Raw genomic sequence first — 15425 nt, forward strand, 5'->3', positions numbered from 1 at the left:
GCCCACCGACCTTTCACCACCACCGACGCCGCGGGCCAGGTCAGCGACACCCTGGTGCGGTGGCGCCCAGTGCGAGGTTCACCTCGAGCACGTTCACCCGCGGCTGTCCCAGGAAACCCCACTGCCTGTCGGTGGTGTGGTCGTCGACGATGCGGCGCACCTCCGACGCCGACCGCCCCGTGACCCTGGCGATCCTCGGAATCTGCAGCGCCGCATAGGCTGGGCTGATGTCCGGGTCGAGGGACGATCCCGACCCGGTCACCGCGTCGACGGGTACCGCCGATGGGGGCACACCCTCGCGTGCGGCGATCACCGTGCGGCGCGCGGTGATCGACCGGGCCAGCGACTCGCTGGACGGACCCTGGTTGCTGGGCACCGACGAGTCCGCCGCGCCAGGGGCCATCGGGTTGTCCGCACTCCCGACCACCCGGCCGTGCAGGTAGCGGTCGGGTTGTCCGGCCGGGACCTGCGGATCCACACCCAGCAGGGTCGACCCCACACTGCAGCCGTGTACATCACGGGCGATCGCCCCCTCCGCGGCGGTGCTGTCGGTCCGCGATATCGCCCACACCACGGCCGGGTACGCGCCACCGAGGATCACGGTGAGGGCCACCAGCACAGCCGCGGACACCAGCAACTGGCGCGTCCACGTCCTGACCCCACCCGCAGCGATCACACTCATCTCGTCATCCCATCCCCGGGATGAACCGGACCACGAGGTCGATCACCCAGATTCCCAGGAACGGCGCGATCACGCCGCCCAGTCCGTAGATCAGTAGGTTGCGACCCAGCAACCGGGAAGCTGAGCCGGGTCGGTAGCGAACACCTTTCAGCGACAGCGGGATCAGCGCGATGATGACCAGCGCGTTGAAGATGACCGCCGAGGTGATGGCCGACTGCGCCGAATGCAGGTGCATCACGTTGAGTTTGCCCAGCGCCGGGTAGATGCCGCTGAACAGCGCAGGGAGGATCGCGAAATACTTCGCCAGGTCGTTGGCCAGCGAGAACGTGGTCAACGCACCGCGGGTGATGAGCAGCTGCTTGCCGATCGCCACCACGTCGATGAGTTTGGTGGGGTCGGAGTCGAGGTCGACCATGTTGCCCGCCTCCTTCGCCGCCGACGTCCCCGTGTTCATCGCCAGCCCGACGTCGGCCTGGGCCAGTGCGGGCGCGTCGTTGGTGCCGTCGCCGGTCATCGCGACCAACCGTCCGCCGTTCTGCTCCGTACGGATCAGCGCCAACTTGTCCTCCGGGGTGGCCTCGGCGACCACGTCGTCCACACCCGCCTCCGCAGCGATCGCGGCGGCGGTCAACGGGTTGTCACCGGTGACCATCACCGTCGTGATCCCCATCGCACGAAGCTGCGCGAAGCGTTCGGCCATGCCGGGTTTCACCACATCGGAGAGCACCACCAGACCGTCGACGGTCGCCGGCGTCGATCCGGTCCGCGACGCGACCAACAGGGGGGTCGCGCCCTCCCGGGACACCTGATCCACCGCATCGTTCAGGTCCACCGCTGCGTTTCCGCCGCTCTGCACCACCCACCGCGCCACCGCGTCGGCGGCGCCCTTGCGCACGTGACGGGTCCCATCCCGCTCGGGGATGTCCACCCCACTCATTCTGGTCTCGGCGGTGAACGCCACGATGTCGGCCCCGCGCAGGCGATCTCGCATCGCCTCCACGTCGACGTGGTACTCGTCGCGGCACAGGTCGACGATGCTGCGCCCCTCGGGGGTGTCGTCGCCGAGGCTGGACGCGCAGACCACCTCGGCGAACGCCTCCGCGCCGGTGCCCGGGGCAGGCGTGAACCGTGTCGCCCTCCGGTTGCCGAACGTGATGGTGCCGGTCTTGTCCATCAACAAGGTGTCGATGTCCCCGGCGGCCTCCACCGCGCGACCGGACATCGCGAGTACGTTGCGCTGCACCAGTCGGTCCATGCCGGCGATGCCGATGGAGCTGAGCAGCGCACCGATGGTGGTCGGGATGAGGCAGACGAGCAGGGCGATCATCTTCACCCCGTCCGGCGTCTGCCCGGCGTATTGCTGCATGGGCCCGAGCGCCACGACGGCCAGCAGGAAGATGATGGTCAGCGAGGCCAGCAGGATGTCCAGCGCGATCTCGTTGGGGGTCTTCTTACGTTGCGCACCCTCGACCAGCGCGATCATCCGGTCGACGAACGTCTCGCCGGGTGCGGTGCTGATCCGGACGATGATGCGGTCCGACAGCACCACCGTGCCGCCGGTGACCGCGCTCCGGTCGCCGCCGGATTCACGGATCACCGGCGCGGACTCACCGGTGATCGCCGACTCGTCGACCGTGGCGATACCGTCCACCACGTCACCGTCGCCCGCGATGGTCTCCCCCGCCTCCACCACGATGAGGTCGCCGATGTGCAGCTCGCTACCGGATCGCTCCGCGATCGACCCGTCGGGGTCCATCACCCGGGCGACGGTGTCGCGCTTGACCTTCCGGAGGGTGTCGGCCTGAGCCTTGCCTCGTCCCTCGGCCACGGCTTCGGCCAGGCTCGCGAACAGCGAGGTGAACCACAGCCAGAACGCGATCACCCAGCTGAACACCGACGGGTGCCAACAGGCCAACACGGTGGTCACCACCGCGCCCACCCAGACGATGAACATCACCGGGTTGCGGGCCTGTTCGCGCGGGTTGAGCTTGCGGACCGCGTCGGGCAGTGACCGGATCAGTTGAGCGGCGGAGAAGGAGCCCGACGAGACCAGTGGTTCGGCACTGCCGTGACCGTGGTGACTCTGATCCTGCGCCACCGATTTTTCTGTTGTCGTCATGTCAATGCCTCCGCAATCGGCCCCAGCGACATCACCGGGAAGAAGGTCAGTCCGGCCACCAGCACCACGGTGCCGGTGAGCAGGCCCGCGTACAGCGGGCCCGAGGTCGGCAGTGTCGCCGTCGATTCCGCTCGCGGTTTCTGGGACGCCAGCACTCCTGCCAGGGCCAACACCAGCACGATGGGCAGGAAGCGGCCCAGCCACATCGCGACACCGAGGGAGATCTGGAACCAGTCGCTGGTGACGGTCAGGCCGCCGAAAGCCGACCCGTTGTTGTTGGCCGCGGAGGCGTAGGCGTAGAGCACCTCGGAGAATCCGTGGATGGACCCCGCCGTCCCCCGGTCACCGCCGTTGCCCTGGAAGCCGGTGGTCGAGGGCAGGATCGCGGTGATGCCCACCCCGATCAGCACGAGCGCGGGCATCACCAGGATCGACAGTGCCGCCAGGGTGATCTCGCGTTGACCGATCTTCTTGCCGAGAAACTCCGGTGTGCGGCCGACCAATAATCCACCGACGAAGACGGCGATGATGGCCAACACCAGCAACGTGTACAGACCGCTGCCCACCCCGCCCGGCGCGATCTCGCCGAGCAGCATGTTCCAGATGACCGCGCCGCCGGCCCCGGCCGAGAAGCTGTCGTGCGCGGAATTCACCGCACCGGTGGACGTTCCGGTGGTCGCGGTGGCGAACAGGACGGAGGCGGGGATACCGAACCGCTGTTCCTTGCCCTCCATCATCGCGCCCGCTGCCTGCGCCGCGACACCGTGGGTGCGTTCCTCGAAGAACCAGGTGACGGCCAGGATCGCCCCGAACAGCACGCCCATCACCGACAGCAGGGTGTACCCCTGCCTGGGCCGCGCGATCATCGTCGAGTAGGTACGGACCAGGCAGACCGGGATCAACAGGAGAGCGATGATCTCGACGATGTTGGTCAGCGGCGTCGGGTTCTCGAAGGGGTGCGCAGAGTTGGCCGCATAGGTACCACCGCCGTTGGTGCCGAGCTCCTTGATGGCCTCCTGCGAGGCGAATGGTCCCACCACCCCGTGCCCGGCGCTCCCGTCGAGGCCGACGAAGTCGAATCCGCTCCGATACGACTGCACCGCCCCCTGCGCGACCAGGATGATCGCGACGATGATGCTCAGCGGCAACAGGATCCGGATGATCCCACGGACCAGGTCGACCCAGAAGTTGCCCAGCTCGGCGGTCCCGCGGTGTGCGGCGATACCGCGGGTCACCGCGATCGCCACGGCCAGTCCCACCGCGGCCGAGGCAAAGTTCTGCACGGCCAACCCGACGGACTGCGTCAGGTTGCCCATGGTGGCCTCGGGTGCGTACGACTGCCAGTTGGTGTTGCTGACGAAGGAGACCGCGGTGTTGAACGCCACCGAGGGGTCCACCGCCCCCTTACCGCCGTTACCGGGGAGCACTCCCTGGAGTCGTTGCAGCGCATACAGCAACACCGTGCTGACCAGCGAGAAGCTGAGCACCGCGGTGGCGTAGCCGCCCCATGACTGCCCGCGGCGAGGGTCCACACCGACCGCGCGGTACAGCAACCGCTCCACCGCGAGGTCGCGGTCACCGGTGAACACCCGGGCCATGTAGTCACCCAGCGGTACGTAGGCGACGGCGAGGACGAAGACCACCGCCGCGACCTGCAGGGCCGCCGAGATTCCCGATCCCATCGGTTCAGAACCTCTCGGGGAAGACGAGCGCGACCACCAGGTACAGCGCCGCCAGCGCGGCCACGACGATCAACACCACGTTGACGGTGCCGACGGCGGTCACCGCGACATCCAGCCGGTGACGCCGCGCAGCACCAGCACGCTCACCCCGAACACCGCCAGGATGATCAGCACATAGGCCAGATCGGCCATCGGAACTCCTCGAACCCGTACAGGCCGGATCACTGGATCGGTATCCGGCGGAACGGTTCCGATCATCGGACCGACAGACCGGCCGATCGGCGTCGTTTACGGGTTCCTGACGCCCCGAACGGGCATCTTTACGGTTTCTCTACGGGTGGTCGGCGGGGTTGTGTGACCCGCTTCTTCGGCTGACACCGCGGACAACTGAACGAGCTGCGGTTCATGAACGCCTCCCGCCGCATCGACGTGCCGCACCGGCGGCACGGCAGACCTTCCCGGCCATAGGCGTTCAGCGACCGCTCGAAATACCCCGACTGCCCGTTGACGTTGACGTACAGCGCGTCGAACGACGTGCCCCCGACCTCCAGCGCGGCCGCCATCACCTCGGTCACCGCGGCCAACAGTTCGCGGAGTTTGCGCGCGCTGATGCCGTCGGACAGCCGCTGCCCGTGTAATCGCGCCCGCCACAGCGCCTCGTCGGCGTAGATGTTGCCGACCCCTGACAGCACCGTCTGATCCAGGAGCAGCCGTTTGATCTCGGTGTGCTTACCGCGCATCGTCGCGACCACCGCGTCGGCGTCGAAGGCCGGGTCGAACGGGTCCGGGGCGATATGCGCGATCACCGGTGGGATCGGTGCGGGTTCGCCGATCACCGCGGGCGGATAGTCGTCGAGCAGCCACCCACCGAAGGTCCGCTGATCGACGAACCGCAGCTCGGTGCCGTCGTCCAACCGGGCGCGGATGCGCAGGTGGGTCTCGTCGGGTGCGCCCTGCGGTTGCACCAACATCTGCCCGCTCATCCCCAGATGCACCACCAGCGCGGTGTCGGGCGGATCGACCGTCTCGGCCGCGATTCGCGGCGTCCCGGTGGCGAGGTCCATCCAGAGGTACTTGCCACGTCTGCGGGCGGCGATCACCGCCGCCCCCCGTAACCGCGCCGCGAGGTCCAGGTCGCCCGCGACATGCCGTCGAGCGGCGCGGGGGTGTAGTACCTGCACCTCGACCACGCGCCGCCCGACCACGTGCTCACTCAGACCGCGACGGACGACCTCGACCTCGGGGAGTTCAGGCACCGTCGTCGGTGGTGACCCCGTCGAGTCCGTCCAGCGGAGTGGGTCCCATGATGTCGTTCCACGCGGTGGAGGCCGCCTTCTGCTCGGCTTCCTTCTTGGTGCGGCCCACGCCGGTCCCGCGATCCTCGCCGTTGACCACGGCGGTCGCGGTGAACTCCTTGTCGTGATCGGGCCCGGTGGCGGTGATCTGGTAGTGCGGCACACCCAGTCCGCGTTCGGCGGTCAGCTCCTGCAGGGAGGTCTTCCAGTCCAGGCCCGCACCCAGTACCGCCGCACGCCGCAGCGGGCCGTCGAACAGTCGCGAGATGACCTCCGCGGACGTCTGCAGCCCATGTTCCAGGTAGATCGCGCCCAGCAGCGATTCCAGGCCGTCGGCCAGGATGCTGGCCTTGCCACGGCCGCCGGTCAGTTCTTCACCCCGGCCCAGCAGCAGATACGTCCCGAGCCCACCGTCACCCAACTCGCGACTGATCGCGGCCAGCGCGTGCATGTTGACCACGCTGGCCCGGATCTTCGCCAACTCGCCCTCGGGTTTGTCGGGGTGGTTGCGGTACAGCTTCTCGGTGACCACCACGCCCAGCACGGAGTCCCCCAGGAACTCGAGGCGTTCGTTGGTGGGCAGCCCGCCGTTCTCGTAGGCGTACGAGCGATGGGTGAGCGCCAGGGTCAGCAGCTCGTCCGGCAACGCCACACCCAGGGCGTCGAGCAGAGTCTGCCGACCGGTTGCGACGTCGTCGGTGCGGGCGGGTGGCTCCCCGTCGCTCATGAGCCCGCAGGCGAGTCGTCGGGTCGGTCACCGTCACCCAGCTTGTCCTGTAGCGCCGCCCAGCGTGGATCGATCGTGTCGTGATGGTGCCCCGGTTCGGCAATGGCAAGGCGGACACCGCATTCGGTGCACAGACCCTCGCAATCGTCGCTGCACAGGGGGCTCATCGGGAGATCGAGACCGACGGCGTCGATGACTGCCTGCTCGAGGTCGATGTGATCGTGGTCGACGCGACGCACCTCGTCGGAGTCGGTGGTGCGTTCGGTCTCCGAATCCGGGTAGGCGAACAGTTCGGTGAGGAAGACGTTGACCGTCCCGTTCAGCGGTTCGAGACACCGGGCGCACTGTCCGCGGGTCTCCCCCGACACCGTCCCGGTCGCGAGCACACCCTCGGAGACCGACTGCAGTTGCATGTCGAGGTCGATGGGACTGCCCGCGGGGATACCGATCATGTCCAGGCCCACCGGTTCGTCGACCACCACGGTCTTGTGGAGCTGCTCCATCGTGCCCGGTTTGCGCTCCAGTGTGCGGATGTCGACGACGAAGGGACTGCCGCCGGTTCCGACATCCGGGCTGCTGGTTCCTCGCTGGTCTGACACAGAGAAAAACTGTACGTGATCAGCGCCTGACGAGACCAATGCCCGGCCGACACGCATGTCGACCGGGCACGGGTGGTGGTATCACCGTCAGACCGCGACGCCTGCCTCGAAGTCGCTGACGGTGTGCGAGCGCTCGGCGCGGGCCCGCGGGTGTTCGGCCCGCGGGTGTTCGGCATAGTCGTGCACACCCGCACCGGTCCGCAGTTGCTGGCGACCCCGGCTCACCGAACGCATGGTGCCGGTGAGCACCTCCTCGAACTCGGCGAGCTTGTCGTCGACGTAGATGTCGCACTCCCCGCGCAGCCGATCCGATTCGGCGTGGGCGGCGTCGATGATGCGATCCGCCTCCGACTTGGACGCCGCGACGACCTCGGTGTCGGAGACCAGCCGCTGCTGCTCGGCGATGCCGTCGGCGACAGACTTCTCATAGCTGGCGTTACCCGCCTCCACCATCCGGTTGGCCTCGGCCCGGGCCCGACCGGTCACCGAGTCGAACTCCCGGTGCGCACCGGACACGGTCCGCTCGGCCTCGGCGGTGGCGCCACCCATGATCTCGCTGGCGTGCGACTGTGCCTCGGCGACCATCCGATCGGCCTGACTCTTGGCGTCGGACAGGATGCGGTCGGCGTCCTCGCGGGCTTGAGACACCAGCTCGTCGGCCTGGGCGTCGGCCTGCGAGACCGCCTGCTCGGCGTGCGCGTGCGCGTCCCCGAGCAGCTTGTCGCGCTGGTCCAACACGTCCTGGGCGTCGTCCAGTTCGGCCGGGATGGAGTCCTTCACGTCGTCCAACAACTCCAGGACGTCACCGCGCGGAACCACGCACCCGGCCGTCATGGGGACGCCGCGCGCCTCCTCGACGATGGCGCCCAGTTCATCCAGTGCCTCGAAAACCCGATACATGGCTACCTCTATCCCCGCCACAGCACAGCGCGACGACTACGACTCGGTGACATCGACCAACGATGTTGTTGCTGTGGTTATTGTGCCCAATGTTGCGGCTGTGATCCGCAATCACGTGGCCTCCGCGTGTCGCGGACCTGCGCGGTGTCGCGACGAGGAGAACCGTCAGACCTGGCGCTCGCCGGCCAGCCGAGCCGTCAGCGCTCGGAACACGGGCGCCGGGACGAAGGCTTCGACGTCGCCGTGCAGCTTGGCGATCTCCTTGATCAACGAGCTGGACACGTGTGCGAAGCGGGGATCGGTCAGCAGGAACAGCGTGTCCACGCCCGCGAGTTCACGGTTCATCTGGGCCATCGGCGCCTCGTAGTCGAGATCGGTACCGCTGCGCAGCCCCTTGACGATCGTCTCGATCCCCGAGTCCCGACAGAAGTCGACCAGCAGGCCCTCCCACTTGTCCACCCGCACCGTCGGAAGGTGCCCGGTCACCTCGCCGATGAGGTCCATCCGTTCGGCGATGCTGAACATCCCGCGCTTGGCGGGGTTCACCACCACTGTGATGACCAGTTCGTCGAAGCGGGCCGCCGCCTGCTCGAAGACGTACAGGTGGCCGGACGTCACCGGGTCGAAGGAGCCCGGGCACACTGCTCTCGCCATGGGCACAAGGTAGTACACCGACTGTTCGCGGCCGGTGTCTCAGCGACGTTTCGGCGTCGTGGCCACCGCGAGGTCGATGCGGGTGTCGCCGTAACCCCGCGACAGTTCGGGCTCGAGGCCGACGGGGAACACGGTCACCGGCGATCGCGACGAGCGTTCGACCACCACCAGGGCGTCGTCGGCCAACCAGCCCCCGTCGGTGAGGGCACGCAGATCCGCGGCCACGGAGTCGTCGGGCAGGTCGTACGGCGGATCGCTGAACACCAGGTCGAAGGCGGCCGACGGCCCGGCGAGAAGCGTGGAGACCGGACGCCTGGCCACCTCGACGGTGTCGAAACCGCAGGTCCGGATATTACGCACGATCACAGCCGCCGACCGTGTGTCCCTCTCGACCAGCGTCGCCCGGGCGGCGCCCCGGGACACCGCCTCCAGACCGAGAGCACCCGAACCCGCGTACAGATCCAGCACGGCGACGCCGCCGAGATCCATCCGCGCGGCGATCATGCTGAACAACGCCTCACGCACCCGATCGGAGGTGGGGCGCGTCCCGCTCGGCGGGACTGCGAGCGATCGCCCGCGCACCTGACCGGCGATGATCCGGGTCATCGGTCGACACCCCTGTCCGCACCGACCGCGCCGAGCACAATGCCTCCCATGGCCTCATTGTCTCCTGCCGCGTCGGTGGTCGTGGTCGGCAGTGTCAACTGCGACATCACAGTGGTCACCGACGAGTTGCCCGAGCCCGGGCAGACGGTCACCGGGCGCTCGGTGACCCTGGCCCAGGGCGGCAAGGGCGCCAATCAGGCGATCGCGGCGGCCCGCGCCGGGGCCGCGGTCACCCTGATCGGCGCGGTCGGCGACGATGACTTCGCCGAGGTCCCGGTCGGCGCACTTCGCGACGCGGGCATCGACGTCGACAGCCTCCGCCGCACCACCGGACCCACGGGTCTGGCCACCGTGACGGTGGCGGCCTCGGGCGAGAACTCCATCGTGGTGATCCCCGGTGCCAATGCCCACCTCACCGAGTTGCGGCGGTCGGAACTGGATGCCGTGGCCACCGCCGACGTGCTCTCGCTGCAGCTCGAGATCCCCATGTCCGGGGTGCTGGCCGCGGCCGAGCACGCGCACGCCCACGGGACCACCGTGGTTCTCAACCCGTCCCCGGTGACCGAGTTGCCATCATCGCTGCTCGAGGTGGTCGACATCCTCGTCGTCAACCGGGGGGAGGCGGCGCGTCTCGCCGTCGAGACACTCCCGCCACGCATGGTCGTCGTCACCACCCTTGGTTCCGACGGCGTGCGGGTCATTCATGCGGCCTCCGACACCGACGCGTCGATCGCGGCTCCCGCGGTCGATACCGTGGACACCACGGGCGCGGGAGACGTGTTCGCGGGCACTCTGTGCGCCCGTCTGCCCGACGGGCTGGTCGACGCCGTCGCCTTCGCGAATGCGGCCGCGGCGCTGTCGACCACACGACCGGGTGCGGGCTCGTCGGCGCCGTCGGCGCAGGATGTGTCCGTCATCACTCACCGGACCTGAGCTGGGCAGGCGCAGGTTTATCGGGGACCAATTCGCCGAACAGGGTGACATCGATGTGACCCGTTGTTAACTTTTAAGGCGTTATGAGCCTCACCGAGATGAGTACGACCCCAACCATCGCGCCGGACGCGGTGGCAGTTCGCTCACCCGAGGTTTCCGACGGAGTCCGGCTCTGGGAAATCGCTCGCGACACCGACGTGCTGGACCTCAACTCCAGCTACGCCTACGTTCTCTGGTGCGAGGATTACGCCGACACCACCGTCGTCGCAACCATCGACAACCATGTCGTCGGCTTCGTCACCGGGTACCAGCGGCCGCAGTCGCCCGACACCGTGATGGTCTGGCAGGTCGCCGTCGACGACTCGTTCCGCGGTCTGGGTATCGCCCGCACCATGCTGCAGGGACTCATGGACAAAGCGGAGGCACGTGGGCTCACCACGATGACCACCACCATCAGCCCGGATAACGAGGCCTCGCAGGCTCTGTTCGCGTCGTTCGCCGAGTCGCGTGACATGACCATCACCCGCCGCGACCTGTTCGCACCGAACGACTTCCCAGATGCACACCAGCCCGAGGATCTCTACACCATCGCTCCCCGCTCCTGACCGGATCGTCGCGCGACGGCCCGAACACGGATGCCGTCGCGCGATGATCTGTGTGTCGCCGCGGAGCTGCGACAAGACCTGGTGCATCCGCACCGATCATCTCCATCAAGACATCGGGAGGAACCGCCATGTCTGATCTGACCACCACCACGACCTTCGACGACTCGATCTTCGCCGACCGCGAGTCCGAGGTCCGCTCGTACTCACGCGGCTGGCCCACGGTGTTCACCACCGCGAAAGGGTCGTGGCTGACCGACATCAACGGTCGTCGCTACCTCGACTTCTTCGGCGGTGCCGGAGCGCTGAACTACGGTCACAACAACCCCGCCTTCAAGCGCGCGCTCATCGATTACCTCGAGAACGACGGCATCACCCACGGCCTCGACATGAACACCGTCGCCAAGGGCGAGTTCCTCCAGTCGTTCACCGACCGCATCCTGCTGCCCCGCGATCTCGACTACAAGGTGCAGTTCCCCGGCCCCACCGGAACCAACGCGGTGGAATCCGCGTTGAAGCTGGCCCGCAAGGTCACCGGCCGGACCTCGATCATCAACTTCACCAACGCGTTCCACGGCATGACGCTGGGATCACTGTCGGTGACGGGCAACTCGATGAAGCGCGCGGGCGCGGGCATCCCGCTGGTGCACGCGACCCCGATGCCCTTCGACAACTACTTCGACGGCGTGGTCGAGGACTTCAGCTGGTTCGAGCGGGTCCTCGACGACTCCGGCAGCGGCCTCAACCGCCCCGCCGCGGTGATCGTGGAAACCGTGCAGGGTGAGGGTGGCGTCAATGTCGCCCGTCCGGAGTGGCTGCGCGCGCTCGCCGACCTGTGCACCTCGCGGGACATCCTCCTCATCGTCGACGACGTGCAGATGGGTTGCGGACGTACCGGCCCGTTCTTCTCGTTCGAGGTCGCGGGCATCCAGCCCGACATCATCACCCTGTCCAAGTCGATTGGTGGATACGGGCTGCCGATGGCGCTGACGCTGTTCAAGCGCGAGCTCGACGTGTGGGAGCCCGGCGAGCACAACGGCACCTTCCGCGGCAACAACCCCGCCTTCGTCACGGCCAAGGCCGCGGTCGACACCTACTGGTCCGACGACACCCTCGAGAAGGAGACCGTGGCCAAGGGCGAGCTCATCCACCAAGCGTTCGCCGGCCTCTGCGACCAATACCCCGGCATCTCCACCCGCGGGCGCGGGATGGCGCAGGGTCTGGTGTTCGAGGATGCCGACAAGGCGGGCAAGGTATGCAGTCAGGCCTTCGACAACGGACTTCTCGCCGAGACCGCGGGTCCGTCCGACGAGGTCGTGAAGTTGCTGCCGCCGTTGACCACCACCACCGAAGAGCTCGAGCAGGGTCTGGAGATCCTGGCCACGGCCACCCGTGACGCCGTCGGACGCTGAACCCGGCCGAGCAATCCACCCCGACGTCGTAGGAGGACTCTGCCCATGATCGTGCGCACCACCGAAGAGATCACCGACACCGAACGCGACATCACCGCCGAGAACGGTCAGTGGCGGTCCAAGCGGATCGTCCTTGGCGGCGACCGGGTGGGCTTCTCGTTCCACGAGACCGTCATCAAGGCCGGCACCGAGAACGAGTTCCACTACGCCAACCACGTGGAGGCGGTGTGGCTCGTCGAGGGCACCGGGCGGCTCCTCGATCGCGAGACCGGGCAGGAATACCCGCTCGGACCGGGATCGATGTACCTGCTGAACGGGCACGAGCGTCACACCGTCTTCGCCGAGACCGAGCTACGCATGCTGTGCGTGTTCAATCCACCGGTCGTGGGTAATGAGACCCACGACGAGAACGGCGTGTACCCGCTGGTCACGGTCGACTGACCGGATCACAGGTGACAGGCACGCCGATCGCACTGCTCCCGGAGCGGGACGAACACGTCGAGCGCGCCATCGTCGACGGCGGCGCCACCGTCGTCGACGACCTCGCCGCGGCGACTGGTCTCATCTGGCTCGGGGGGCTCGACGATTTCCCGAATTCGTTGCCCGACAACGTGCAATGGGTACAGCTCAAGCTGGCGGGGATCGAGGCGTTCGTCGACGCCGGCGTGATCGATGACCGCCGCGTCTGGACCAACGCCTCAGGCTTCTACGCCGAGAACGTTGCCGAACACGCTCTCGCCCTGCTGTTGTCCGTTCTGCACCAGATTCCCGCGGCGGTCACCCGACGCTGGGACAAAGACGGCATCGACCCGGCGATGCGGTCGCTGCAAGGTGCGACCGTGGCAATCGTCGGCGCGGGCGGCATCGCCCGTGCACTGATCCCCCGCCTGCAGGCCTGCGGCGCCTCGGTGATCGCCGTCAACCGTTCAGGACGCCCGGTCGATGGTGCGGCGCAGACGCTCCCGGCCGAGCGCCTGTCCGAGGTGTGGCCGCGGTGTGACCACGTGGTGCTGGCCGCACCCGCCACTGCGGAGACGCGGCACCTCGTGGACGCCTCGGTGTTGGAGCAACTGCCCGCGCACGCTTGGGTGATCAACGTGGCGCGCGGTTCACTCATCGATCAGGACGCCCTGATATCCGCCCTCGACGCGGGTTCCATCGCCGGCGCCGCCCTCGACGTCACCGATCCGGAACCGCCCGCCGACGACGATCCTCTATGGGATCGCTCGGACGTCATCATCACCCCGCACGTTGCCAATCCGGCGTCGGGGCTGCACGCGACGATGGCCCCGTGGGTGCGAGAGAACGTGCGGCGCTTCATCGCCGGCGAACCGCTCCTGGCTCGTCTCGAGCCGGGCCGGGATTACTGACCGGTCCTCGGCACCACACCACCGTCCTCCGACTACGCTCGCACCCGTGCGATTCGGAATCTGCATCCTCCCCGACATGCCGTGGCGCGACGCGCGGCCGCTGTGGGAGGAGGCCGAGCAGATGGGGTTCGACCACGCGTGGACCTACGACCATCTCGTGTGGGGCGGGCTCCCCGACTCCACCTGGTTCTCCTGCATCCCGACCCTCACCGCCGCGGCGATGGTCACCACCCGGATCGGGTTGGGCCCATTCGTGTCGTCCCCCAACTTCCGCCATCCGGCGACTCTGGCCCGCGAGGCACAGACCCTCGCCGACATCTCCGGTGACCGGTTGCTGCTCGGTCTCGGTGCCGGTGGCACCCCCGACGACACCCTGACCGGGGACCGCACCCTGCCGCCGCGGCAGCGGGTGGACCGGTTGCAGGAGTTCACCCGCATGCTGGATCTGTGCTTGCGTGAGGATCACGCCGGCGTCGAGGGCGAGTACTTCGCCGTCGGCGACCTACGCCGCGTCGGTCAACCGCCGCGGGACCGGATCCCCCTGTTGCTCGCGGGAAACGGTCCACGCTCGGTGCGCTTCGCCGCTCGCGAGGCCGATGGCTGGATCACCACCGGCACACCGTCCGACGACCTCGACACGTGGTTCACCGGAGTGGCCCGCAGCGTCGAGATCCTCGACACCACGCTGGCCGAGACCGGACGCGATCAGGGGTTCGCCCGCTACCTGAGCCTGGACTCCGGACCGCGACAGTCGCTGGAGAGCATCGGCGTGTTCGACGAGATGGTAGGACGTGCGGGCGGGTTGGGCTTCACCGACCTGATCGTGCACCGACCGCGCCTTACCGAACCGCATCGCGCACCGCTGGAAGTGCTCGAGAAGGTGGCGGCGCGTGGTCTGCCGCACTGAGTCGGCGGGCCGGCGATGTCGGCAACCGTCTATACCCTGAAGAGGTGCGCACCCGAGACGTCGCGTGGTCGCCCGCCGCACCCACGCCCATCGACGACGACCTGCCCGCGCAGGTCACGCGGATGCGGCGGATCCTGGGCGGATCCGCGCCGCTCATCCTCACCGGTGCCGGGGTGTCCACCGACTCCGGGATCCCCGACTACCGCAGTCCGCACACCGTGCCACGGACCCCGATGACCATCGACATGTTCCTGTCGTCACCGGGATTCCGTCGCCACTACTGGGCTCGTAACCACCTGGGCTGGCGGCACATGGACGCCGCCAAGCCGAACGCCGCACATCACGCGATCACCCGGCTGCAGCGCGCGGGGCTCGCCGGTGCGGTGATCACCCAGAACGTGGACATGTTGCACCTCAAGGCCGGTAACCGGCCGGTGGTGGAACTGCACGGCTGCTACGGCCGGGTGCGGTGTCTGCACTGCGGATGGCGGATCTCGCGACATCGGCTCGCCGAAATACTGGAACCGTTGAACACCGACTTCGTGCGGCGGGTCCGTGGACGCGGGGCCATCGAGGTTGCTCCCGACGCCGACGTGGTCATCGACGAGACGGATGACTTCCGGATGATCGACTGTCCGCACTGCGGCGGCATCCTGAAACCCGACATCGTGTACTTCGGCGAGTCGGTGGCCGCAGATGTCGTCGCCGAGGCTTTCCGGCTGGTCGACGCGGCCGACTCACTGCTGGTGTTGGGATCGTCGCTCACGGTGATGAGCGGTCTGCGCTTCGTGCGCCGGGCGCACCGCGCGGGCATCCCGATCGTCATCGTCAACCGCGGGGCCACCCGTGGCGACCCGATCGCCGACCTGAAGATCGACCACCGCTGCGCCGACGTACTCGACACGTACTGCCTCGACGCCTGACTGCAGCGTTCCGA

At 68.0% G+C, this 15425-nt stretch carries 17 protein-coding genes; 7 read left to right on the top strand and 10 right to left on the bottom strand.

Features of this window, described 5'->3' with window-relative positions; translation table 11 throughout:
• Positions 1-40 precede the first annotated feature (40 nt).
• The 10 genes from BW971_RS14015 to rsmD all read right to left on the bottom strand — a co-directional run bounded on the left by BW971_RS14015 (position 41) and on the right by rsmD (position 9264).
• Positions 41-682: a potassium-transporting ATPase subunit C gene (locus BW971_RS14015; RefSeq protein WP_076480594.1), complete on the bottom strand. Its 642-nt coding sequence runs from the start codon at positions 680-682 to the stop codon at positions 41-43.
• A gap of 4 nt (positions 683-686) precedes the next feature.
• Positions 687-2801 (bottom strand): potassium-transporting ATPase subunit KdpB, encoded by a 2115-nt coding sequence (gene kdpB / locus BW971_RS14020; protein WP_083709992.1) that lies wholly within the window; start codon positions 2799-2801, stop codon positions 687-689.
• Complete coding sequence (gene kdpA / locus BW971_RS14025; RefSeq protein ID WP_076480598.1) at positions 2798-4483, bottom strand: potassium-transporting ATPase subunit KdpA; 1686 nt, start codon at positions 4481-4483, stop codon at positions 2798-2800. Before kdpA ends, kdpB begins: the two co-directional genes overlap by 4 nt.
• 4 nt (positions 4484-4487) lie before the next feature.
• Positions 4488-4586 carry a potassium-transporting ATPase subunit F gene (locus BW971_RS14030; RefSeq protein WP_083709996.1) on the bottom strand — a complete coding sequence of 33 codons (99 nt, stop codon included), beginning with the start codon at positions 4584-4586 and terminating at the stop codon, positions 4488-4490.
• 217 nt (positions 4587-4803) lie between these two features.
• The gene (gene mutM, locus BW971_RS14035; protein ID WP_076480602.1) at positions 4804-5739 is read right to left on the bottom strand and encodes a bifunctional DNA-formamidopyrimidine glycosylase/DNA-(apurinic or apyrimidinic site) lyase; all 936 of its coding nucleotides are present in this window, start codon (positions 5737-5739) and stop codon (positions 4804-4806) included.
• Entirely contained in the window at positions 5732-6505 is a 774-nt protein-coding gene (rnc, locus tag BW971_RS14040) for a ribonuclease III (RefSeq protein ID WP_076480604.1), read from the bottom strand. Before rnc ends, mutM begins: the two co-directional genes overlap by 8 nt.
• Entirely contained in the window at positions 6502-7104 is a 603-nt protein-coding gene (locus BW971_RS14045) for a YceD family protein (protein ID WP_076480606.1), read from the bottom strand. The genes rnc and BW971_RS14045 overlap by 4 nt, the downstream gene beginning before the upstream one ends.
• 87 nt (positions 7105-7191) lie before the next feature.
• Positions 7192-8004 carry a DivIVA domain-containing protein gene (locus tag BW971_RS14050; RefSeq protein WP_076480608.1) on the bottom strand — a complete coding sequence of 271 codons (813 nt, stop codon included), beginning with the start codon at positions 8002-8004 and terminating at the stop codon, positions 7192-7194.
• A 165-nt stretch (positions 8005-8169) separates the two neighbouring features.
• Positions 8170-8658 (bottom strand): pantetheine-phosphate adenylyltransferase, encoded by a 489-nt coding sequence (gene coaD / locus BW971_RS14055; RefSeq protein ID WP_076480610.1) that lies wholly within the window; start codon positions 8656-8658, stop codon positions 8170-8172.
• 39 nt (positions 8659-8697) lie between these two features.
• Positions 8698-9264, bottom strand: coding sequence for a 16S rRNA (guanine(966)-N(2))-methyltransferase RsmD (gene rsmD, locus BW971_RS14060; RefSeq protein ID WP_076480614.1), 567 nt, complete (start codon positions 9262-9264; stop codon positions 8698-8700).
• Positions 9265-9312: 48 nt separating this feature from the next.
• On the opposite strand from rsmD, the gene BW971_RS14065 reads away from it, so the two are divergent.
• From BW971_RS14065 to BW971_RS14095, 7 genes are all read left to right on the top strand, one after another.
• Positions 9313-10197, top strand: a complete 885-nt coding sequence (locus tag BW971_RS14065) for a PfkB family carbohydrate kinase (protein ID WP_076480615.1) — start codon at positions 9313-9315, stop codon at positions 10195-10197.
• A gap of 83 nt (positions 10198-10280) precedes the next feature.
• Positions 10281-10802: a diaminobutyrate acetyltransferase gene (gene ectA / locus BW971_RS14070; protein WP_076480617.1), complete on the top strand. Its 522-nt coding sequence runs from the start codon at positions 10281-10283 to the stop codon at positions 10800-10802.
• Between the two features lie 128 nt (positions 10803-10930).
• Entirely contained in the window at positions 10931-12211 is a 1281-nt protein-coding gene (ectB, locus tag BW971_RS14075) for a diaminobutyrate--2-oxoglutarate transaminase (protein WP_076480619.1), read from the top strand.
• A gap of 45 nt (positions 12212-12256) precedes the next feature.
• Positions 12257-12652, top strand: a complete 396-nt coding sequence (locus tag BW971_RS14080; protein ID WP_076480621.1) for an ectoine synthase — start codon at positions 12257-12259, stop codon at positions 12650-12652.
• Between the two features lie 11 nt (positions 12653-12663).
• Entirely contained in the window at positions 12664-13581 is a 918-nt protein-coding gene (locus tag BW971_RS14085) for a D-isomer specific 2-hydroxyacid dehydrogenase family protein (protein WP_076480623.1), read from the top strand.
• 46 nt (positions 13582-13627) lie between these two features.
• Positions 13628-14488 (top strand): LLM class flavin-dependent oxidoreductase, encoded by an 861-nt coding sequence (locus BW971_RS14090; RefSeq protein WP_076480625.1) that lies wholly within the window; start codon positions 13628-13630, stop codon positions 14486-14488.
• Positions 14489-14532: 44 nt separating this feature from the next.
• A complete protein-coding gene (locus BW971_RS14095; protein ID WP_076480627.1) occupies positions 14533-15411 on the top strand; it encodes a Sir2 family NAD-dependent protein deacetylase in 879 nt (292 codons plus the stop codon).
• The last annotated feature ends 14 nt before the right edge of the window (positions 15412-15425 follow it).

This window comes from Williamsia sterculiae, assembly GCF_900156495.1.
GTDB lineage: Bacteria > Actinomycetota > Actinomycetes > Mycobacteriales > Mycobacteriaceae > Williamsia_B > Williamsia_B sterculiae.